This is a genomic window from Hwanghaeella sp. 1Z406 (genome assembly GCF_048892425.1).
GTDB lineage: Bacteria > Pseudomonadota > Alphaproteobacteria > UBA8366 > Aestuariispiraceae > Pacificispira.
This window is the reverse complement of record NZ_JBLZHU010000004.1, coordinates 267,581-289,610: the sequence shown is the minus strand read 5'-3', so window position 1 is coordinate 289,610 and position 22,030 is coordinate 267,581. Positions and strand designations below refer to the sequence as shown.

Sequence of the window (22,030 nt, the reverse complement as noted above, 5' to 3'; positions counted from 1 at the left end):
TTTACGTTTCCAGATTGTGAACGCCTCTAAAACAACCCTATATGCAGGGTTCTAGTATTTTCTTTCGATGACCAGTGAATAATACTATATTTTGATAAATATAAGCTTAACGGCACAAAGTCGGGTGAGGCAGCGTTTATGCACTATTTGCCAAGTACCTTTGATGAGCGCGGCGTAAACGTGCCTTTCACCAGTGAGGTGGTGCGTAACGCCCGGCTTCGAGGCAGCACCGCCAAAAATCGCGAGTTTCTTTTACCTGGCCTCAGTGGAGGCGAGGGAACTTATGTTGTCCCCTTCAAGGCACTGAGCAGTCTTGTTGACTTGAATATGTACGATCAGGCGCTTTTGGATAGTTTGGGTGAACTGACATCGATCACACCGTTTGATTTGCGTCAGGTTGTCTTGGACATGGATGCGCGTGGATATGGGGGCGTGCCGCGAACGCGTGCGGCCAAGCGTGAAATCAAGAATGCAGAAGATGTGCGCTTGTTCAATCAATGCCTGTTGATCGTTCGGGCTTTGAAATTGCTGGCCGATGATTCCCTGGATCTGGACTTGAAAGTTCTAATTACGCCGGAAGGCCAGAAGTTGGCAAAGGAGCAATTCAAATCCTATGCTGAAAAGTCCAACACAACGCCCGATGAAATTATGCAGAAGCTTGAGAGATGGGCGCGTCTGACGGGGACAATTGGCGTTCGGAATGCGGACCATCCCGGCTATTTGCGCCAGACCTATATTCATATGCAGACGATGACTGCGGATATAAAAGAGTATTTGTCGAAGGAACCGCCGGAAGTTCAGTTTATGGGGCGCGGCATTAATGACAGCGCCAAGCTGACGTCAGATATTGCCAATCGTGAAATGGAAAAATGCTGGTCTTTCGAGCATGATATCGGGACTGCGCTGACCCATGCCGACCTAACCATGAAACTGATGGAAGAGCACGTCCAGACGATCTCTTGGATCATTGACGGATGGCCGCGACTGATTGAAGCCTGGAATGAGTCCAGTGAGAGTTTCAGGGGAGAGCGTCGGAAAGTGTTGGAGATGATCTACGAGAATCTTCCAATCCTTCCCAAAAGTGTTCTGATTGGCGATCAAATTGATAAATTGAATGGTATTCGCGACACCCAGAAAGGATGGGTGAAAGCCAACACAGACTGGCGCACTGAACAGTTGGACCAGGAAATGCTGGGCAGGCTTACACAATTCAAAATGGTTGATCAGTGATATGACATCGATTTCCGAAGACAAGTTAAAGCGGCTGCAGCAGTATCTTGTCACATTGGGCGATGGCGAACTGCATGCGCTGACACGCGCCATTGAATATGGTCGGTCTATCAATTTTCAGGATATACCCGCAGCGAAAATTCTGGAGATGATTCGTCCAGCCCTGGTCGAAATCCGCCCCAAACATATTCCCACCCGCGACCGTGTCTTATGCGAGCCCTGCGAGGACCTGTTCATCAGTTATGTGCCGGATGTGAAGCGTGAGGCATTGATAGAACGCAAAAGTATCGCGCCCTTCATTAAAAAGAGCCAAGCCCTGTTAGGCGCAAAACTGGATGCGGCTGAAAAGGAGATGATCGAGGATTTCAAGGCCGAGCGCTGGAATGATCTGGAGATACGAAAGGCCGAGCTTTGGGCTCTCGCCGATGAGGCATGGCGCGCCGAATTTGCGGCCAAGAAATCTGGTGAGGCACAAAAGGCCCTGCTGATTGAATTGGGGGGCACCGATCGTTACGAGGATATTCTGGAGGCCGCTGCATGTCTGCACGTCGCGGCTTCCATCCGTGATGTGCGATTGCTGTATCCAAATCGACCTATTGTCCGATTGAAGAAGGATATGGTCGAAGCGTTTGTTTCTGTATTGAGCCAGGCAAATAACGACAAGCCAGAGGCTGCGGAAATGGTCGTTTGGACCATCCATCGTCGATTGAAGACAAAGACGGACATCATGACCATCTTTCGGTCTATGGATGTCACAAAAACCGTCTGGTGTTCCGGGATCCGGCAAGTTCGGGACCGGATCGAAAAATCCCTGCTGCAGGAATTGGACTCAACTGCTGACGATCTGGCAACAGCAATCAAGCGGGGCCGTATCGCGCCCGACGCCCTGTTTAACGAGTTGGAAACCTATCTGGACGAAATGGACCGATTGAAAGGCAGCGCATCAAAAGGGAATATCGATGCGACCAGGGCGACGGCCTTGCGGCACATCCGGTCCATTTCTGCTTTGGTTGATGAAACGGTCATACGGTCTGCAAAGAAAACGGTTACCCCGACCATCGAAACACTTTTGAATTTGGTGGAGTCGGGCACCGATCTAACAGACGACGTCCTGGACATGATCGAAAATGCCGAACGGATCGCTCTGTCCTTCAAACGGGTGAATGGCATCGCCGACCGGATTGGCGCAAAATCATCCTTTGAACGGGAGCGCCAGGCACTGGATAAGATGCTGATTGCGTCTGAAAACCGCCTGAAATTATGGCTGGATCAGCATCATGCGGCGAATCCGGAACTGGCTGAAGAAAGCGTCCTGTATTTTTGCCGCCTGATAGAGATCGTGTCGGGATCCAAACGCGCAAAGGATGCAAAACACCGGTTGTTTGTGGGGTTGGCGCGCTGATAGTTACCAAACAAGCCGACTTTGATTTGGCCTATTCTGCCGCCTGATGTCCTTTGGGCGTTGCCAGGGCTTCGTTCAGCGCCTTCTCCACTGCGGAGCGTGGTTTCGACAGGCCCGCCATCAGGTCATACAGAACAGGCGTCAGAAACAGCGTTAGAACCAGGGCGGAACTGAGCCCTCCTACAATGACCCAGCCAATCGCGATACGACTTTCCGCCCCGGCGCCACTGGCGATGACCAGAGGAACAGCGCCCAGAATGGTTGAAATGACTGTCATCACGATGGGGCGGAAGCGCAGGACTGAGGCTTCAATCACTGCGTCCCGCACAGATTTACCCTCATCGCGCAATTGGTTGGCAAATTCGACAATCAGGATGCCGTTCTTGGCCATCAGCCCAATCAGAAGAATGATCCCAATCTGGCTGTAGACATTCAATGACAGGCCGGCAAGTGTCAGCGAATAAATTGCGCCGGCTACGGCCAGGGGCACCGACAGCATGATGACCAATGGGTGAATGAAGCTTTCAAATTGAGCCGCCAGGACCAGAAAGACAATTAACAGCGCAATGGCGAATGTAACCAGAATATCCCCGGATGTATCCTTATAGGTGGCGGACTGTCCTGCATAGCCAAGCTTGGCGGAGTCGGGAAGTATTCTGGCGGCACCATCTTCCATATAAGTCAGCGCGTCTCCCAGTGTATAACCCGGGGCCAGCGCGGCCTGAATAGTGATAGAAGGCAATCGGTCAAACCGACGCAACTCAGCAGATGCAGCACCGGATTCTATGCCGACCAGAGAACTCAACGGAACCAGGGATTGACTACCCTGACCGGAATTGGGACTGCGAATGAAGATATTGGTCAGATCATTGGGAGTCCGGCGGTCCTCAAGGCGGGCCTGGGCGATCACCGGATATTCCCGACCGCGATCAATATAGGTGGTCAGTTCTTCTGACGCGAACATGATCTGTAATGTGGACGCGACCGTTTCGGCGCTGATGCCCAGATCATCCGCCTGAGCGCGATTGAGCGACAGGTTGAATTCCGGTTGGTTTTCTTCGAAATCAATTTCCGGATTGATCAGGCTATCATTGGCTTCGGCATGTTCCAGTAAGGCGGCCGCCCATTGTTTCACCTGCTCGAAATCGGGGCCGCCAACAACGACCCGTAGCGGGGATGAATTACCCCGCAGACCCAAGCCCGCCGGACTTGCCACGGCAGCACGGGCGCCCGGCAGGCCCAATGCTGCAGGCTGAACAGAACTGACGATTTTTGCCTGACTGTCTTCGCGCTCTTCCCAAGGGGCAAGGCGCAGCACGACGAAGGCCCGGTAAGGTCGATTGCCCCAGCCCACCAGGGAATACACGGTTGTAATATTGCCGTTATCGACTTGCGGCTGAAGTGCCTTTTCGATGATTTTCGCCTGCTCATCGGTATAGTTTACGGTTGCCCCTTGCGGCGCGGTGATTGGCACGAAGGCAACACCTCGATCTTCCTGAGGAGCCAGTTCGCGCGGCAATTGTTCATACAATGCCAAGGATCCGGCAACGAAGACCAGGGACAGCGCGATGACAATCAGGGGGGCCCCAACGGCCCGCTGTAACAGAAATCGATAACTGCGCCCTATGGTCGATTGGGCCATGGCCGTATCACCATCCTGAGCCGTTTCAGACGAACGGGCCGACTTGCGCGCGGCGCGCAAAACGCGCGATGAAATCATCGGCACAAGGCTCAGGGCGACAAAGGTGGAAATCAACACAGCGGCGGCCATCACCATGCCAAATTCGCTAAACAGCCGTCCGACCTGTCCGCCCAGGAAGGAAATTGGAATAAAAACAGCAACCAATGTGATAGAGGTTGCCAATACCGCAAAGGTTACTTGCTTGGTGCCCCGCACCGCCGCAACCAGTGGGGTTTCCCCTTCATCAATACGGCGCTGGATATTCTCCAGCACCACAATGGCATCGTCGACAACCAGACCAATCGCCAGCAACAGTGCAAGCAGTGTCAGCACATTGATTGAAAATCCCATGACAGAGATCAGCGCAAAACAGCCAATCAGCGCGATGGGGATGGTAACGGCTGGAACCAGGGTTGAGCGAACAGAACGCAGGAACAGCAGGATCACCAGAATAACAAGAACCAATGACAGGCCAAGCGCGATCATCACTTCGCGTATGGAGGCGGCGATGAACAGGGCGTCATCGGACCCCACGATAATTGTCATCCCCTGCGGCAAAGAGTCGGCCAGGTTCGCGACTTCGGCCCGGATGGCGGTGGAAATCTCCATCGTATTGGCCTGGCTTTGGCGGATGACGGACAAGCCGACAGCAGGCTGGCCGTTGGCCCGGATGATGGTTTCATCATCCTCCACGCCAAGCTCTACTGTCGCAACGGAACTCAGGCGAACCGGATAACCGTCAACGGTGTCCAGAACGATGTTCTTGAATCCATCAACTGTTGAAAATCGTCCATCCAACCGGATATCGATCAGGCGTTGACTGGATTTAATCTCGCCCGCAGGCAGTTCGACATTGTTGCGGTTGATTGCCGCTTCAATGTCCCCAACCGTCAGGTTGCGGGCCGCCAATGCGCGCCGATCGATCCAGATGCGGATCGCATAGCGGCGTCCCCCCTGGATATCGACACTGGCAACACCGTCCAGAGTTGTCAGTCGATCCACAACGAAACGGTCGACATAATCGGTAATTTCCTCGGGCGTGTGATTGGTGGACGATACGGCCAGCCGCATTACGGGATCGGCATCGCTGTCATTCTTAACGATCTGAGGCTCGTCCGCACCATCTGGCAGGTTTCCCCGAACCCGCCCGACGGCGTCCCGGACGTCATTTGCCGCTTGATCGATATCCCGGCCTGTTTCGAACTCAATAACCGTTTGACTGCGCCCGCGGCGGCTTTGGGATGTTATCGTCTTCACACCAGAGACACCGGCAATAGAACTTTCCAGTATTTCCGTTATATCCGTATCGATAATCTGTGGAGTCGCCCCGGTATAGGTCGTCGTCACCGTCACGACGGCGGAATCGACATCGGGCAGTTCTCGCACTGGAATGGACATCAGCGAGGCAATGCCCGCCGTGATGATCAACAGGCTGGCAACGATGGCAAGGACAGGTCTGCGGATCGAAAGGTCGGAAAGGGTCATGTGCCGGTAGCCTCACTGGTTACCGTTTCCTGTCTTGCAGACTTTGGGGCCACCAGAGAGTTTTCCCGAACTTTCTGCACGCCACGTATAACGACATCCTCCCCCTGGGCCAATCCGCCCAATATCTCGACATATCCAATCGAGCGTCGCCCGATGCTGACATTGCGCCGTGAGGCCCGCAATCCATCATCACGCTGGGTAATGGCAAAAACATAGGATTGATTGCCATCCACAACGACGGCTTCTTCTGGGACTGTCAGAGTCTCATCCGCATCCAGGACGATGGATAGATGCATAAACATTCCCGCAGGTAGGGTACGATCTGGATTCGGGATAAACGCTCGGACCTGAAATGATCGCGAGATCGGCGCGATACGGCTGTCCAACGAGAGAATTTCCGCATTGAATTTCCGACCTGGAAAGGCGGCCGCATTGGCTTCTACCTTTTGCCCGGGCGTGATGCGCCCGAACATGTCTTCCGACAGAAAGAATTCCACTTCAACAACGGACAAATCGTCCAGTATTGTGATCGTGTCGCCGGTTTCCACCTGGGCGCCAAGCTCTACATTCGAATAACCGACAACGCCTGCAAAGGGGGCCTTGACCGTTCGGTCCTGCAAGCGTCGAGTAGCGCGATCCCGCTCTGCCTGGGCTATGGCGACATTGGCGACCAGCGTGTCCACGGTCGCTTCGGCCACAGTATTGGACTTACGCAATGTCTCGGCGCGTTTCAGGGCGCTGAGTGCGTCTTTCAGTCTGGCTTGCGCTTCAATCAGATCGGCCCGTTCGATTTCGTCATCCAACCGCAAAAGGGTCTCGCCTGCCTCGACAGATTGTCCTGCTTTAAAGGCGACTTCGACGACACGACCATCGGCAAAGGGTTTGATCTCAACGGTGCGTTTCGCCCGTGTCGACCCTACTGCTTCGATGGTGGTTTCCATCGGGCGCATGATAACGGGGGCGGTTTCGACGGGGATTACTCTGGCAGCGGACCGGTTTGGCGCGGCATCGGATTGCGCCAATTTCTGATCGTAGTGTTGCCAGCCTTCATAACCGCCTAATGCGATGGCGCCGATGGCGATCAAAATCATAATCTGCTTTGCAGGCGACATGTCTGATTAAATCCCATCCAAAAACAATGTGGGTCACATTGGCGCTGTCTCGCATGTTCTACTTAGATCAAATTCGTGAGCCTGCCAGTTTGAACATAAGCCAATGTTACAAATGACGTTTCATATCCCTGAACCCGTCGCAATGCTATGAATAAATTGCGTTTCCGTCCGTATCACGGGCAATCCGCCTCAATTTCGGGGAAATGTGCCCGTCCAGGCAGATCGGGGAATGCCGGATTTCTAGGTGATGTATTACCGATTGGCGGGACGGATATGCGCCAACGCGAATTTCACAATGGGCAGAAGGATCAGGATCAGGGCCACAATGGTAATTGGCCCTGCAATCGGGCGTGTGAAAAAGATGCTGAAATCCCCATCAGAGAATAACAGGGATTGTCGCAGCTTCGGTTCTGCAATTGGACCCAGAACGATGGCTAGAACCGCCGGTGCCAAAGGATAGTCCAGCTTGCGCAGTAACAAGGCCCCGAACCCAAAGAGGACCATCAGCCAGACATCAAACATATCCTGATAGGCCGCGAAGGTCCCGATCAGCGACAGCACAAATATTACCGGGGCCAGGATTGTGAAGGGCATTCTCAACATCCACACGAAGACGGGAATGAAGGCTAGATTAACCAGCACCGCGATCACATTCGAAATATAGAAAGATCCGATCAGGGGCCAAACAAAGTCCGGCTGGCTGGAGAACAGTAACGGCCCTGGCTGCAATCCCCAGATTACCATTCCTGCCAGCAACACGGCCGTGGTGGGAGAGCCTGGAATGCCAAGCGTCATCATCGGCAGCATGGCACCGGTCGAGGCCGCGTTATTCGCGGATTCAGGCGCTGATATTCCATCGGGATTCCCTTTGCCAAAGGATTTTGGATCTCGCGCGGTCAGTTTGGCAACGCCATAGGCCATCAGGGAGCCAGGGGTCGCACCCGCCGCAGGCAGCAACCCGACGAAGAAACCCAGAAAGGAGCCAATCGCCGTACCGCGCCAGGCACTGGCAAACTCTCTACAGGCGGCAATAAGCCCCCGACGCGTGATTTTAACATAGCTCATTGCCGAATGGGATTGGGACGCCATCATCGTCCACATCATCTCTCCAATGCCATAGACACCGATGGCCAGCACCAGAAAGCGGATGCCGTGACTGAAACCGGAAATGTCGAAAAAGACCAGACGCGGTTCCCCCGACACGATGTCAAAGCCAACCGAGGCCAGAACCAGGCCGAAGCAGATCGAAAAGATCGTTTTGGGAATGTCGTCGCCCCCCAATCCTATGAATGTCGCGAATGCCAGGAGCATGAGTGCGAAAATTTCCGGATCACCGAATTTCAGGGCAACGCTGGCAAGCGGTGGGGCGAATGCGGTGAACAGAATATTGGAGATCGTTCCCCCGACGAAGGATGCTAGGGCGGCAATTACCAATGCCCGGTCGGCCCGCCCCGCCAGCGCCATTGGTCGACCGTCAAAGGTTGTCGCCACGGCGGTCGATGCGCCTGGAATACCCAACGTGATAGAGGATATGGCACCACCATACATGGCCCCGTAATAGATTGCCGCCAGAAAGATCATGGGGGAGGTCGCTGAACCGGTAAATTCCTGAATAACAAAGGTGAATGGCAATAGAATTGCAACGCCATTGACTGACCCAAGCCCGGGCATGGCGCCGACAAACAATCCGACCATGACGCCCGCAATGGCCAGGCCAAGATTTGTGGGCTGCATTGCCGCGCCAATTCCGTCAATCAGGGCTAACAGGATATCCATGATGCAGTCTCCAATCCGGGTGAATCAAATCGGTCGCCGGGATCAACGGTATTACAGGAACAGGTCGTATAGCGGCAGGAACAAGGGTTCCAGGTATCCCTTTGGCAGCACGATACGCATCGCGATATCAAAGAAGAAGAAGCTGAAGACCGGAATCGCGGTGGAAATGATCAGCGTTGGAATCAGGCGATGCCGCCCCAATCCCCCGATGAAATAGATCATGAAAACAAAGATTGCCCCGTAGAATCCGATAATGCCAATCAGGATCAGGAATCCCAGCAAGCCACCTCCAACCAGCAGAAATGTGCGCTTCGCGTGATGGTCCAGGAAGGGTTCTTCGGATTGAGACGGGGGGGATTTGCGCAGATACCAGTTAATCCCGATCCAGATCGAACATAGCAACATGATCAGGGACAGCCAGAAGGGCCAGAAGCCACTGCCCGGTCCCTCGTCCAGGATCAGGCCGATATTGTCAAACCGGGCGACATCCGGGTCCCAACCCGGTCCTTCCCCACTTTTCCACATAAAATACAGAGAGAGCAGCCCCAGGAAAAAGGCCGTCACGATTTCAGCTCGCCTCATAACCTGGCGCTCCTCTCTCAGTTTAACGGTGATGTGTGTTGGATTATTTTATGGCGCCGGAAGCCTTCAGGATCGCTTCATGCCGCACCAGCTGTTCTGACCAATATTTACTCAGGTCATCACCGGCCATGAAACTGCCCATCAGCGATTGCTTGGTCTTATAGGTCTGCCAGTCAGCCGTATCATAGGCCTTCTTGAACAGCTCCGTGTAATAGGCCAGGGCTTCTTTGGACATTCCCGGCGGCCCAACGACTGCGCGTTGCATCGTATAGACAAAATCTCCGCCTACTTCTTTCAGCGTTGGGACCTCCGGGAACAGGGGCAATCGTTCCGCTGTGAACGCAACCAGCGGAATCAAATCCCCTGATTGATAGAAGCCCAATGCCTCGGACGGGTTGTTTACCGAAGACGTGATCTGACGACCGGCCAGTTGCTTGGCAACCTCTCCGCCACCCTTATAGGGGACATATTTGATCTGAAGATCGTAATTGTTGTTCAGATAGTCTGTGATGATTTCATCTTCTGCGGCCTTGCCGGTGCCGCCCATCACCCATCCACGACCGCGGTCTTTGGCAGCGGTAACAAACTCTTCGAAGGTTTTGATACCTTCATCCTTGTGAACCCATAGCAGGAATGTGTCTTCCGCCATGCGACCAACCGGCGCGAATTTCATGATATCGACGCCCAGGCCCGGTTGCCGCAATGGGGTCGTGAAAAAGGAATTCAGTGTCACCATGACCGTATGGTCCGGGTCCGATACGCTGTTCATATAGGTTAAGGCTTCCGCACCGGATCCGCCGGGCTTGTTTACCGGTATCAGCGGGCGCGATGCCAGATTTTCCTTTTCAATAATGGATTGGATCAAGCGGGCCATCTTGTCGGCCCCACCGCCCTGTCCGGCCATAATTACAAATTCCACAGGTTTGTCCGGCTCAAAGGCAAGGGCTGGTCCCGTGACGACGGAAAATGAAAGTGCTAAAGCCCCGGCCGTGTTCAGAAATGAACGCATGTGCTTGTTCATGGTTTCCTCCGTTTCAATCAAACAATCCGAACCGGCGTATCCGGTGTTGGATCGGGTGCCAATTTTTGGTCTACCCTGATGCCATGCCGCTATCGTTGTGATGAATTCCTGGAATGAATGGGATTAATCACCAGACATTGGAGTCGATAGGGGTATAAACATGAAACGTAATTTACATACAAATTAACATGAGTCTACGAAATAAAATTATTAAATATCGTTTTATTATTTCCATTAATTTCGTATGGTTATTCATGGTTGAGTTTTTTCACTTGATTTTCAATCCTCTGCCCGGTTTCTTTCAGTATGCGGTTGGCTTGAGGGAGCGATGCCTTTTTCTATACTGACATCCGGTCGCAGGACTGTTGCCTGATCTCTGCCACGGGACCATAACAACAGGATCAAACGAGACAGATCGAAACAATCGATCAAGGGAGGAAGAACAGATGGATGTGACAGGGCGGGTATTTGATTTATTGGGGCAGGGGGCGGACGATGCGGCGGCGCTGGCAGCACCGGGGCGCACTGATATGACCTTTAGGGCCTTGCGACAGCATTGCGCGCGCATCCGTCGGCAATTGGCGGCGCGCGATATCGGGCCAGGGGATCGGGTTGCCATCGTATTGCCCAATGGACCGGAAATGGCCAGTGCCTTCTTTGCGGTTGCCTCTGGCCTGTCTGCGGCGCCCCTTAATCCCGCATATAAAGAGTCTGAATATGCCTTTTATCTGGAAGATTTGAAGCCAAAACTGGTGATCGTTGCCCAGGATAGTGACAATCCAGTCCGGGCTGCGGCTGGATCGCTGAATATTCCTGTCGCTGAGGCTTTGGTGGGGCCAGAGGATCCTGCCGGTGCCTTCACCCTGTGGGCGGAAGAGGCCGATGACACCGCGCCAGGTCCGGGGGATGAAGCCCTGGTACTGCACACATCGGGCACGACGTCGCGCCCGAAAGTCGTGCCTTTGACCCAGGCCAACCTTTTCGCTTCCGCCAGCAATATCGCCAGCACTTTGGCCCTGACACCGGCGGATCATTGCCTGAATATTATGCCCTTGTTTCATATCCATGGCCTGATCGCGGTGGTCCTGTCTTCCATCAAGGCTGGGGCGTCTGTCTGCTGTACGCCAGGCTTTAACGCCCTGAAGTTTTTCGACCTTGCGGTTGCTGAAAAGCCGACCTGGTATTCAGGCGTTCCAACCATGCATCAGACCATTTTGCTGCGGGCGAAGCGCAATCCAGAGGCCTTGTCCCAGGTGAAGTTCCGCTTTGTGCGGTCGTCTTCTGCGTCCCTGCCACCGGCCGTTTTCAATGAATTGGTGGAAACCTTTGGCTGCCCGGTTATCGAAGCCTATGGCATGACAGAGGCGACGCATCAGATGGCCTCTAACCCGCTGCCACCGGGCAAGCAGAAGCCGGGTTTCGTTGGTCTGCCAGCCGGGCCGGAAATCTGCATACTGGACATGGGTGGAAAGAAACAGCCTGCCGGCACGGTGGGCGAAGTTTGTATTCGCGGTGCCAATGTCACGCCCGGCTATGAGAATAATGAAAAGGCGAATGCGGAAAGCTTCACCGATGGCTGGTTCCGCACCGGGGATCAAGGCTATCTGGATGATGAGGGTTATCTGAAGATCACCGGGCGGATAAAGGAGATCATCAATCGCGGGGGAGAGAAAGTATCGCCCCTGGAAGTCGATGACGTCTTTATGGAACATCCTGGAATCCAACAGATCGTGACCTTCGCCATGCCCCACAAAATGCTGGGCGAGGAAGTCGCCGCTGCCGTCGTTCTGGTGGAAGGGGCCACAGTGACGGAAAAGGATTTGAAAGAATATGCCGCTGATCTTCTGGCCCCCTTCAAAATCCCGAAGAAGTTTGTTTTCCTGGACGAAATTCCTAAGGGCGCGACCGGTAAGATGCAGCGCATCGGCCTGGCAAAAAAACTGGGCCTGGGAGAGGCATAATGACCAAGGTTTGTATCTATGGTGCCGGCGCGATCGGTGGATTGATGGCCGCGGCTTTAAGCGAGGCCGGGGCGGATGTGTCCCTGGTCGCGCGCGGCCCACATCTGGCGGCGATCCAGGACAAGGGAATGATCCTGCGCAAGGATGGTCAGGAGACGACCTATAAAATCAAAGCCAGCGATAATCCCGCTGATTTGGGTCAGCAGGATTATGTCATCGTGACGTTAAAGGCCCATTCCGTCCCGGCGATCGTGGATCAGTTCACGCCCTTGCTGGGGCCGGAAACGGCAATTGTGCCTGCCGTGAACGGGCTTCCCTGGTGGTATTTCTATAAGGCGGATACCGGGACCGTTTTGGATGACAATCCGCTTGAGACAGTCGATCCGGGGGCTGCCCAATGGAAAGCATTCGGGCCGCAACGCGCCATTGGCTGTGTCGTGTATCCGGCTGCGGATGTGCCGGAACCCGGCGTGATAGAGCATAAATATGGCAATCGGTTTTCCTTGGGCGAGCCCGATGGCAGCCAGTCGGAAAGGCTGGAACGCTTGTCCAACCTGTTTATCAAGGGCGGATTGAAGGCCCCCCGCAAAGGGCGCTTGCGCGATGAGCTTTGGATAAAGCTATGGGGCAATTGTTCGTTTAATCCGGTTTCCGCCCTGACCGGGGCCAGCCTGGATCAGATCGGGGCAAATGCAGCCTGTACCGACGTCGTGCGTCGCATGATGCTGGAATGCAAGGCGGTGGGGGAAGCTGTCGGCGCGCGCTTTGCCGTTGATGTCGAGCGCCGGATTGAAGGCGGGACGGAAATCATCGGGCACAAGCCTTCCACCCGGCAGGATGTAGAGAAAGGGCGCCCCATGGAGTTGGACGCCCTGACGTCAACGGTTCTGGAACTGGCGCGCAAGCTGGACATCCCGACCCCAACCCTGGATGCCGTTGCCGCCCTGGTGCGGATGCAGGGCTCCGTGCTGGGCCTATACCAGCATAACGAAGCCCTGGAATCCTTAATCTTCAAGCGATGACCGTTAATCCGGTACGATCGGGCGTGGCGGCGTTGGGCTGGTGCCATCCCAGATATAGACATCGACAATACACTGATTTTTACCCGACATTTCTGCCGCAATGTTGAAGCGTTGCCCGCCGGATGTGTCGGCATTGCTGATGGCCGACAAGCTGGGGTCCAATGTGTCGTAACAACTGCTTACAAAGCTCTCCAGCCGTCCTTGTCGCTGACCTTGCTGCAGCATGAAAGAGGCATAAGAGGTTAACCAGCCCTTGGGAATGTTTGGCGGATACTTCTGGAAGGGTTCCCATAATGGCTGGATACCGGGCATGTTGAGCAAACTCCCATAGACGGGCGTGGCTTTTGCGAAGATCGTATCTCCCCCTTCATTCTTTGAAACCAGTGCATAGATTTCAAACAGCATCAATTCCCGAGCCAGGGCGTCGTCGCTGCCATCATTGATTTCAATGAAGAAAGCATTCCCCGTTACAATGCGGGTCGAGCCTTCATAGGCGCAGACTTCAACCTCACCATTCTGGGGTATCTCAGGATTTGGTGGGTTGAGGGAAATGTCCATGTCCTGGGGGAAATTTGGAACAACAAAACATTTTGTCGATCCCAAACAGGTCCAATAGGGGTGAATTTCAAAGTTGCTGGTACGATTGTAGATGCTGGTTTGGAGTGTTTTTGGCTCTTTCGTGTTGGAAAATAGAGTCGAAAGATCCTTCATCAGTTGATCATAGGCTTCATTTCCATCGATTTCGACGTTGACTGGCATCAGAACCTCCCTGTTATGTTGTTTTTGATGGATACAACATTTTAAAGTAGAGTCATGACGGTTGCATTATAATTTTTTGATATGTTTTGGATAGTACAGAAAATACAGCCGGGAATAGATCGCGAACACGCTCTGGTGGCCGCAATCTAAAGAGGGAGAGAGATTTTAGGGGTCAGCTTGCCTGTGCTGATCCTATTTGCCTGAAAGGGCAAGGCTAAAGCGCATCAGGCATAAGATCTCGAACAGAATTTGGGCACCGACCTGGGCGGTGTTGGTGGTGCTGTCATATTGCGGGGCGACCTCGACCACATCGCCACCGATGATATTCAATCCGGCCAGCCCGCGCAGCATGGTCATCGCTTCCCGGCTGGTCACGCCCCCGATTTCCGGTGTGCCAGTCCCGGGTGCGAAGGCCGGGTCCAGACAATCGACGTCAAAGGTGACATAGATCGGGCCATCCCCGACTACGTCCCGTGCTTTCTTGATCACGGCGGCGGGGCCCATCTCGGCGACATCTTCGGCATGGATCACGGTCATCCCGGAATCGACCGAAAACTCCCACAGATACTCAGCCGGTCCCCGGATTCCGATCTGAATGCAGCGTTCCGGATCCAGCACCCCTTCCAGCACAGCCTCCCTAAACGGGCCACCGTGATGGAATTTAGAATTGTCGAATTCACCGCCGGTATCGCAATGGGCATCGAAATGGATCATCCCGATTGGGGCATCCTTGCCGATGGCTTTCATGATCGGCAGTGTTACGGAATGGTCGCCGCCGATAGACAGGGGAATAACCCCAGCGGCAACAATTTTTGCCAGATAGTCTTCGATATCCTCGTGACAGGAATTCAGGCTGAAGCGGCTTCGGAACGGCACGTCGCCGATATCCGCAACCCGCAATTCCGATACGGGCGCACATTTCAGGACGTGGTTATAGGGGCCGATCCGCTCAATCGTGCGCACGGCGCGGGGACCGAATCGCGCGCCTGGGCGGTTGGTGACACCCAGATCCATCGGCACGCCGACCATGGCGACTTGCAGATCCCCAAAATCCGGTGATTTCGGATTAACTTCATGCCAGGGCGCATCCAGAAAAGTGGAGACTCCGGCAAATGGTGCCTGGCGCGTACCCGCATCATCAAAGATCGTAGCGGCCACTTTCTTGAAATCCGGATCATGAAAGGCTTCTGCGGAGTCGGACCGGTATTTCTGGCGAAGACGATCAAGATTGGACATGTTCATAATGGCGGCCTCTTCCGGCGGTTCATGCAATGGGTAAATCGGCGTGGTCGCAATTCAGCCTGTCGGGACTTCAGAAATCAAGCATCTTCCTTGCCCGCCAGGATTGGTTTGGCAAACTGCAGTTCCGCCAGATGCTTATACAGGGGGCTGGTGGTCATCAGCTCGTCATGGGTGCCTGTTGCAACGATGCGCCCCTCTTCAATAACCGCGATCCGGTCCGCATTGATAACGGTCGCCAGTCGATGGGCGATGATCAGTGTCGTGCGGCCCTGCATCAAACGCTCCAATCCGGTCTGGACCTGGCGCTCATTCTCAGAATCCAGGGCACTGGTTGCCTCGTCCAGCAATAAGACCGACGGATTGCGCAATACCGCACGGGCGATGGAGACGCGTTGCTTCTGGCCGCCGGACAGTCGCAATCCCTTTTCCCCCAGAAATGTGTCATACCCTTCGGGCAGGGCGGTGATAAAGTCATGGGCGGCGGCATCTCGGGCGGCCTGCATCACGTCATCATCCCCGGCTTCTGGGCGGCCATAGCGAATGTTTTCCCTGCCCGATGTGCCAAAGATCACAGGGTCCTGTGGTACCAGCGCCATGCGCTGACGCAGCGCCTGAGGGTCAGTCTGGGACAAATCCACACCGTCCAGCAGGATATGGCCATCCTGCGGGTCATAGAATCGAAGCAGCAGTTGGAAGACGGTGCTTTTGCCGGCCCCCGATGGACCAACAAGGGCAACGCTTTGGCCCGGTTCGATGGTCAGGGAGAAATTCTTCAGCGCCGCGGATTTTGGACGAGACGGGTATTTGAAAGTCACATTATCGAATACGACCCGCCCTTGCGGTGGTTCGGGCAGGGCGATGGGGCTGGCGGGGGGCTTGATCTGCGGTTCCGCTTCCAGCAATTCAACCAACCGTTCCGTTGCGCCCGCTGCGCGCTGTAATTCGCCATAGACTTCTGAAATAATACCAACGGAAAAGGCGACGACCGTGGCGTAAAAGACAAAGGCTGCCAATTCGCCGCCTGTGATCGCGCCCTGCATCACATCATTGCCCCCGACCCACAGAATGACGCCGATGGAGGCAAAAACCAGCAATATCACAACAGCCGTCAGAACACCGCGCAGCTGTGTGCGCTGGATCGCCGTATCAAAAGCATTCCGGACTTCATCGCCAAAGCGGCGACGGTCAACACCTTCATGGGTGAAGGCCTGAACCGTTCGGATGGCGTTCAGATTTTCTTCGGCAAAGGAACCGACATCGGCAATTCGATCCTGACTGTGCCGCGACAGGACACGCACACGCCGCCCTATGGTCATGATCGGGATCACGACGATTGGCACGACCAGCAGGACCAGCGCGGTCAGCTTGGCATTGGTGATCACCATCATGCCAATACCCCCAACCAGCATCAGCGCATTGCGCAAGGCCATAGAGGCACTGGATCCAATGATGGATTGCAGCAAGGCGGTGTCTGTCGTCAGCCGGGACAGGATCTCCCCCGTTTTGGTGATCTCAAAAAAGGCAGGGTCAAGACGCAATACGCGGTCGAATACGGCATTGCGCAGGTCCGCCACAACCCGTTCACCCAGCCAGGTGACCATATAGAACCGAAAGTAACCGCCAACCGCCATGACAATGGACAGGCCCAAAAGCGCCAAAAGCGATTTGTTCAACGCATCTGGGTCGCCACTGGAAAAACCGCCATCAATCAGCACACGCACGCCTTGACCTAATGCCAGAACCGATCCGGCCGTAATTGCCAAGGCGGTCAGGGCGTAAAACACCTGTTTTTTGTAGGGTTTTAGAAATCCAAGGGTGCGCCGCAGGACTTTCATATCACGTCCCTTGGGACGCTCTGGTCCTTGCGGGGAAAACCGGCCACCTGCTGCTCTTGCCACGATTCAACCTATCTTCTTATTCGACCTTAATTGGCGACACCTAACGCCCCTTCGACCATAAAATCAAAGCTTCTGGAGCATCATGCGCTCGCATGAGCTCAAACAAGATACGCATCATGCGCTCGCATGAGCTCAAACAAGATACGCATCATGCGCTCGCATGAGCTCGAACAAGATACGCATCATGCGCTCGCATGAGCTCAAACAAGATACACTAAAGCCTGGGATGGATGCGCCGCGACAATATAGCCAGTCCGATTAAGATAATGGTCAGAACCAGATAAACGACCTGAATATCGAAAAAAATTAACAATACTGAGAAAATTGCGGCATGGATCAGTTCTGCAATATCGCGATAGGTGGTAAAGGCCGGGGTCATTTCCGTCCGTCGACTGGGGCGGCATGCCCGAAAGAAAAGAGAATTTCCATAGCTGTCATTCGCCGACATTGCCAGGGCAGCGCATAACAGCCCCGCCGCGCCGATGATCGGCATGCTGACAAAGGCGCAGGCCACGGCACACCCGGCTGCACCAATTGTAAAGCAGGCCATCGCCATGCGCCGGATACCAATGTGTCGGGCTATTCTGCCCCAGAATGGCATGGCCAACATACCAAATGTACCCAGGGATAACAGGGCACCGGCGACAACTTCGCCCATTCCCGTCTTTACCGCATAGATTGGTGTGTACAGAAAAAAGCACATCCAGAAAAAGGCCCGGCCGGTGGCGTTGATCCAGGCATGCAACAATCGCTTTTGCCGCATGAATTCACCCAGATGGCCCAGGACATTGCGAAAAGCACGATTCTTCGTTGGTCGGACACCAGGCGCAGATTTGAATCGCAGCAGCCAGAATACCGCCATCAGGGTCAGCATCGATGCCGCAGAAAAGTAGTAGGGGGCCGCATGAGAGACATAGCGTGCCAGCAAGACGCCAATCATGGGCCCGATGATCCATCCGACCCCAAGCGCCAGCATTCGAATCGGCTCGGATCGGCCCAGATCGCCGCGCCTTACATAATCCATGACAAACAAATTTAAGCAGATGCTGACCAGCCCGACACCCAGGGCGCGCAGGATAAAGCCCAGAACCTGGACATCTGCGATATTCAGTGAAAACAGAATCGCCGAAAGGGCGCCAACACTGCAAAAAATACTAAGGAGTGCTGGCCGTCCGAACCGACTGGCCAGGGCCGGGGCCGCCAGGACGGAGGGGATCGAGACGGCGGACGCTGCCAGCACACAAAAACTAACAGCCTCATCCGATCCCAGAAGGCGAACTGTATCAATGGGTAGAACCGCCGATGCCGTGCCTCGTGCGACTGCCTCAAGTCCATATAAAAAAGCCAGAGTTTCTGCACCGGGCGCTTTAATGCGCCGCAGCCATACAGCATCGGAACCAATCGCCACCGTATCCCCCGCAAACTTCAAATCGACCTGGAATCCACCCCAATTTCCAATTCCAGTTTGATCCTTAATGGATGATGGTGAAAGCCCCCTGTTTTTTTGCCCTTTGTAACCCCCACTTTTCCTGTGTTTCTGCGGATTTTATGCGTTGCAGCAATTTTAGCGGAAAAACCATGCCTGAGTCTTGTTGCACGGGTCGGACCCTTATGCTAAATCCCGCTCGGACTTGGGGCGTACTGTTACCAAAAAGGCGATTTGCTGCTGGTTTCGGTGTTTCCCGTCGGATTTCAGTCTGAACTGTCTCTGTTGCTTGAATGCGGTGGGGGATGACAGGATGGGGTGAAATCGCTGGACGTGACTGCAACGAATTTTTTTTAGGGGGTTTCCCAGCCGTGGCAGCCAAAGGTGGCGTGAATGAAATCGCCGATCGTTACGCGAAAGCGCTGTTCGATCTGGCCGATGAAAACAAACAACTGGATGTCGTTGCGGATGATCTCCGCACGCTCAGTTCTCTTATAGACAGCTCAGATGACTTGCGGCGCATGGTACGCAGCCCCGTTATTTCCCGCGCGGATCAAGGTGCGGCGATGGGGGCTGTTGTCGAAAAGGCCAAGCTGAGTGATCTGACCAGCCGGTTCGTGGCCTATGCTGCGGCAAGCCGGCGTTTGGCTGCAATCAAACCAATTGCACAGGCTTATCTGACCGAACTGGCAAAGCGCCGCGGTGAGGTAAGCGCTGAAGTCTCCTCTGCAAAGCCGCTCAGCAAAGAGCAGGTGGCGGCTGTGGAAGAGGCGTTGAAGAAAGCTGTGGGCGGCAAAATCGCCGTCTCGCAAAAAGTGGACCCGTCGTTGATCGGCGGTCTTATCGTCAAAGTCGGCAGTCGGATGATCGACACGTCGGTCGCGTCACAACTGCAGCGCTTGAAGCTTGCGATGAAGGGAGCTTAAAGAGATGGAACTCCGGGCCGCAGAAATTTCTGCAATCCTCAAAGACCAGATCAAGAATTTCGGTGCCGAAGCCGATGTTGCTGAAGTCGGGCAAGTGATTTCCGTCGGTGACGGCGTTGCGCGCGTTTACGGCTTGGACAATGTCCAATCCGGGGAAATGGTTGAGTTTCCCGGCGGCGTGAAGGGCATGGCCCTGAACCTCGAAACCGATAATGTCGGTGTCGTGATTTTCGGCAGTGACCGCGCCATTAAAGAAGGCGACACGGTTAAGCGCACAGGGTCCATCGTGGATGTGCCTGTCGGCAAGGGCCTGTTGGGTCGCGTTGTCGATGGTTTGGGCAATCCGATTGATGGCAAGGGCCCGATCGACTCAGACGAGCGTGCGCTGGCTGAACTGAAGGCCCCTGGCATTATCCCGCGTAAATCCGTGCACGAGCCGGTTCAAACCGGCCTGAAGGCGTTGGACGCCCTGGTGCCGATTGGCCGTGGTCAGCGCGAATTGGTCATTGGGGACCGTCAGACCGGTAAGACGGCGGTGATTGTCGATACCATTCTGAATCAGAAGCCGACCAATGCGGGCGATGATGATACGAAGAAACTCTTCTGCATCTATGTTGCTATCGGTCAAAAGCGTTCCACGGTTGCTCAGGTTGTTAAAACCCTGACCGACTTAGGCGCCATGGAATACACCATTGTTGTTGCCGCAACCGCCTCGGACCCTGCACCTCTGCAGTTCCTGGCACCCTATACCGGTTGCGCAATGGGTGAATATTTCCGTGACAACGGCATGCATGCGGTCATTTTCTATGACGATCTGTCCAAGCAGGCGACTGCCTATCGTCAGATGTCGCTGTTGCTGCGCCGCCCGCCAGGCCGTGAAGCCTATCCGGGGGATGTGTTCTATATTCACTCCCGTTTGCTGGAACGCGCCGCAAAGATGGGCGATGCGCATGGCGCTGGTTCTTTGACCGCTCTGCCGGTTATTGAAACCCAGGCAAATGACGTGTCGGCCTATATTCCAACCAACGTGATTTCGATCACGGACGGTCAGATCTTCCTGGAAACCAGCCTGTTCTATAAAGGGGTTCGCCCGGCTATTAACGTCGGTCTGTCGGTTAGCCGCGTTGGTTCCGCCGCCCAGACTAAGGCGATGAAGAAGGTTTCCGGCTCGATCAAACTGGAATTGGCCCAGTATCGTGAGATGGAAGCTTTTGCTCAGTTCGCGTCGGATTTGGATGCCTCGACCCGCCAGTTGCTGGCCCGTGGTGCCCGTCTGACAGAATTGCTGAAACAGCCTCAGTATTCACCGCTGAAAGTGTCTGAGCAGGTTCTGTCCATCTATGCCGGTACCAAGGGCTATCTGGACAAAATCCCGGTTGGGGATGTGAATCGCTTTGAATCCAAGCTGTTGGATCATGCACGGGCGGAACACAAGAAGCTCCTGGACAAGATCGACTCGACCGGTGTTCTGGATGAAGACACGGAAAAGGCTATCGTCGCCCTGTTGGACGCTTTTGTGAAAACATACGCGTAAGGATTAAGGCGCTCGCTCAGGGCAGGCCTCGGCCTGACCTGGAAACGACACTGCAGGTATCGGGATAAGACATGCCGTCTCTTAAGGACTTAAAGACACGCATTTCTAGCGTTCAGTCGACCCGCCGCATCACTTCAGCGATGAAGATGGTGGCTGCGGCGAAACTGAAACGTGGTCAGGAATCGGCTGAAGCCGCACGCCCCTTTGCAGAGCGTATGGAGCGGATGCTGGGATCGCTGGCTGATGGCGTGTCCAAAGAGGGTGCACCAAAACTGTTGGCCGGAACCGGGGATGACAAGACCCATTTGCTGGTCGTCATCACCTCCGACCGCGGTTTGTGCGGTGGTTTCAACGGCTCAATCGTTCGTGCGGTAAAGCGCCGGATCGTTGAACTGACGGACCAGGGCAAAACGGTGAAGGTGATTGCGGTTGGTCGCAAGGGGGTATCCCTGTTGCGTCGCGATCATCGGGACAAGCTGGTTGCGACGTTTGAAGAACTGGTGAAACCCTACCCGGCATTCGAGCAAGCAGACGAAATCGTCGCGAAGGTCGTTGAGATGTTCGAGGCCGGTGAATTCGATGTTTGCACCCTGTATTACAATAAGTTCATTTCCGCGCTGACTCAGGAAGTCACACCGTTGCAGCTGATCCCGTTCACATCGGTCGGTAAGAAAGATGATGATGAACAGGATGCGGGCATCGGTGACTCTCAATATGAGTTTGAGCCGGATGAAGAAGCTATCCTGGAAGCCTTGTTGCCTAAGAACCTTGCGGTTCAGGTTTACCGTAGCTTGCTGGAAAGCTTTGCCTCCGAACAAGGGGCGCGGATGACCGCTATGGACAATGCGACTCGGAATGCAGGCGATATGATTAACTCGCTCAGCATTACCTATAACCGCGCACGCCAGGCTATGATTACTAAAGAACTGATCGAAATCATCTCGGGCGCTGAGGCGCTCTAACAGACTAGAAG

Annotated in this window: 16 protein-coding genes; 7 read left to right on the top strand and 9 right to left on the bottom strand. The window is 54.5% G+C overall.

Annotation, left to right across the window (positions count from 1 at the left end; genetic code table 11):
* Nucleotides 1-138 precede the first annotated feature (138 nt).
* Together ACOSDR_RS10645 and ACOSDR_RS10640 are read left to right on the top strand one after the other, a co-directional pair.
* A complete protein-coding gene (locus ACOSDR_RS10645) occupies nt 139-1,230 on the top strand; it encodes a hypothetical protein (RefSeq protein ID WP_420731206.1) in 1,092 nt (363 codons plus the stop codon).
* 1 nt (nt 1,231) lies between these two features.
* Nucleotides 1,232-2,632 (top strand): hypothetical protein, encoded by a 1,401-nt coding sequence (locus tag ACOSDR_RS10640; protein ID WP_420722615.1) that lies wholly within the window; start codon nt 1,232-1,234, stop codon nt 2,630-2,632.
* 31 nt (nt 2,633-2,663) lie between these two features.
* On the opposite strand, the gene ACOSDR_RS10635 is transcribed toward ACOSDR_RS10640, so the two are convergent.
* The 5 genes from ACOSDR_RS10635 to ACOSDR_RS10615 form a co-directional block, all read right to left on the bottom strand.
* Nucleotides 2,664-5,798: an efflux RND transporter permease subunit gene (locus ACOSDR_RS10635; protein WP_420722616.1), complete on the bottom strand. Its 3,135-nt coding sequence runs from the start codon at nt 5,796-5,798 to the stop codon at nt 2,664-2,666.
* The gene (locus tag ACOSDR_RS10630; RefSeq protein ID WP_420731205.1) at nt 5,795-6,910 is read right to left on the bottom strand and encodes an efflux RND transporter periplasmic adaptor subunit; all 1,116 of its coding nucleotides are present in this window, start codon (nt 6,908-6,910) and stop codon (nt 5,795-5,797) included. Before ACOSDR_RS10630 ends, ACOSDR_RS10635 begins: the two co-directional genes overlap by 4 nt.
* Nucleotides 6,911-7,162: 252 nt before the next feature.
* Nucleotides 7,163-8,686 carry a tripartite tricarboxylate transporter permease gene (locus ACOSDR_RS10625; RefSeq protein WP_420731204.1) on the bottom strand — a complete coding sequence of 508 codons (1,524 nt, stop codon included), beginning with the start codon at nt 8,684-8,686 and terminating at the stop codon, nt 7,163-7,165.
* 51 nt (nt 8,687-8,737) lie between these two features.
* Nucleotides 8,738-9,268 carry a tripartite tricarboxylate transporter TctB family protein gene (locus ACOSDR_RS10620; RefSeq protein ID WP_420731203.1) on the bottom strand — a complete coding sequence of 177 codons (531 nt, stop codon included), beginning with the start codon at nt 9,266-9,268 and terminating at the stop codon, nt 8,738-8,740.
* Nucleotides 9,269-9,311: 43 nt separating this feature from the next.
* Nucleotides 9,312-10,289, bottom strand: coding sequence for a Bug family tripartite tricarboxylate transporter substrate binding protein (locus ACOSDR_RS10615; RefSeq protein ID WP_420731202.1), 978 nt, complete (start codon nt 10,287-10,289; stop codon nt 9,312-9,314).
* A 446-nt stretch (nt 10,290-10,735) separates the two neighbouring features.
* On the opposite strand from ACOSDR_RS10615, the gene ACOSDR_RS10610 reads away from it, so the two are divergent.
* Together ACOSDR_RS10610 and ACOSDR_RS10605 are read left to right on the top strand one after the other, a co-directional pair.
* A complete protein-coding gene (locus ACOSDR_RS10610; RefSeq protein ID WP_420731200.1) occupies nt 10,736-12,250 on the top strand; it encodes an acyl--CoA ligase in 1,515 nt (504 codons plus the stop codon).
* Nucleotides 12,250-13,272 (top strand): 2-dehydropantoate 2-reductase, encoded by a 1,023-nt coding sequence (locus ACOSDR_RS10605; RefSeq protein ID WP_420731199.1) that lies wholly within the window; start codon nt 12,250-12,252, stop codon nt 13,270-13,272. Before ACOSDR_RS10610 ends, ACOSDR_RS10605 begins: the two co-directional genes overlap by 1 nt.
* Nucleotides 13,273-13,275: 3 nt before the next feature.
* Here the strand turns inward: ACOSDR_RS10605 and ACOSDR_RS10600 are convergent, their stop codons facing one another.
* The 4 genes from ACOSDR_RS10600 to ACOSDR_RS10585 form a co-directional block, all read right to left on the bottom strand.
* Nucleotides 13,276-14,031, bottom strand: coding sequence for a hypothetical protein (locus tag ACOSDR_RS10600; RefSeq protein ID WP_420731198.1), 756 nt, complete (start codon nt 14,029-14,031; stop codon nt 13,276-13,278).
* Nucleotides 14,032-14,223: 192 nt separating this feature from the next.
* On the bottom strand, nt 14,224-15,273 hold the full coding sequence (speB, locus tag ACOSDR_RS10595; RefSeq protein WP_420731197.1) for an agmatinase: 1,050 nt from the start codon (nt 15,271-15,273) through the stop codon (nt 14,224-14,226).
* 77 nt (nt 15,274-15,350) lie between these two features.
* Nucleotides 15,351-17,108, bottom strand: a complete 1,758-nt coding sequence (locus tag ACOSDR_RS10590; RefSeq protein ID WP_420722625.1) for an ABC transporter transmembrane domain-containing protein — start codon at nt 17,106-17,108, stop codon at nt 15,351-15,353.
* 277 nt (nt 17,109-17,385) lie between these two features.
* Complete coding sequence (locus tag ACOSDR_RS10585) at nt 17,386-18,579, bottom strand: MFS transporter (protein WP_420731196.1); 1,194 nt, start codon at nt 18,577-18,579, stop codon at nt 17,386-17,388.
* Between the two features lie 389 nt (nt 18,580-18,968).
* Here ACOSDR_RS10585 and ACOSDR_RS10580 point away from each other — a divergent pair, with 389 nt between their 5' ends.
* The 3 genes from ACOSDR_RS10580 (at nt 18,969) to ACOSDR_RS10570 (ending at nt 22,019) form a co-directional block, all read left to right on the top strand.
* Nucleotides 18,969-19,523 carry a F0F1 ATP synthase subunit delta gene (locus tag ACOSDR_RS10580; RefSeq protein ID WP_420731195.1) on the top strand — a complete coding sequence of 185 codons (555 nt, stop codon included), beginning with the start codon at nt 18,969-18,971 and terminating at the stop codon, nt 19,521-19,523.
* Between the two features lie 4 nt (nt 19,524-19,527).
* A complete protein-coding gene (gene atpA / locus ACOSDR_RS10575) occupies nt 19,528-21,057 on the top strand; it encodes a F0F1 ATP synthase subunit alpha (RefSeq protein ID WP_420731194.1) in 1,530 nt (509 codons plus the stop codon).
* 71 nt (nt 21,058-21,128) lie between these two features.
* The gene (locus tag ACOSDR_RS10570) at nt 21,129-22,019 is read left to right on the top strand and encodes a F0F1 ATP synthase subunit gamma (RefSeq protein WP_420722629.1); all 891 of its coding nucleotides are present in this window, start codon (nt 21,129-21,131) and stop codon (nt 22,017-22,019) included.
* Nucleotides 22,020-22,030 lie beyond the last annotated feature (11 nt).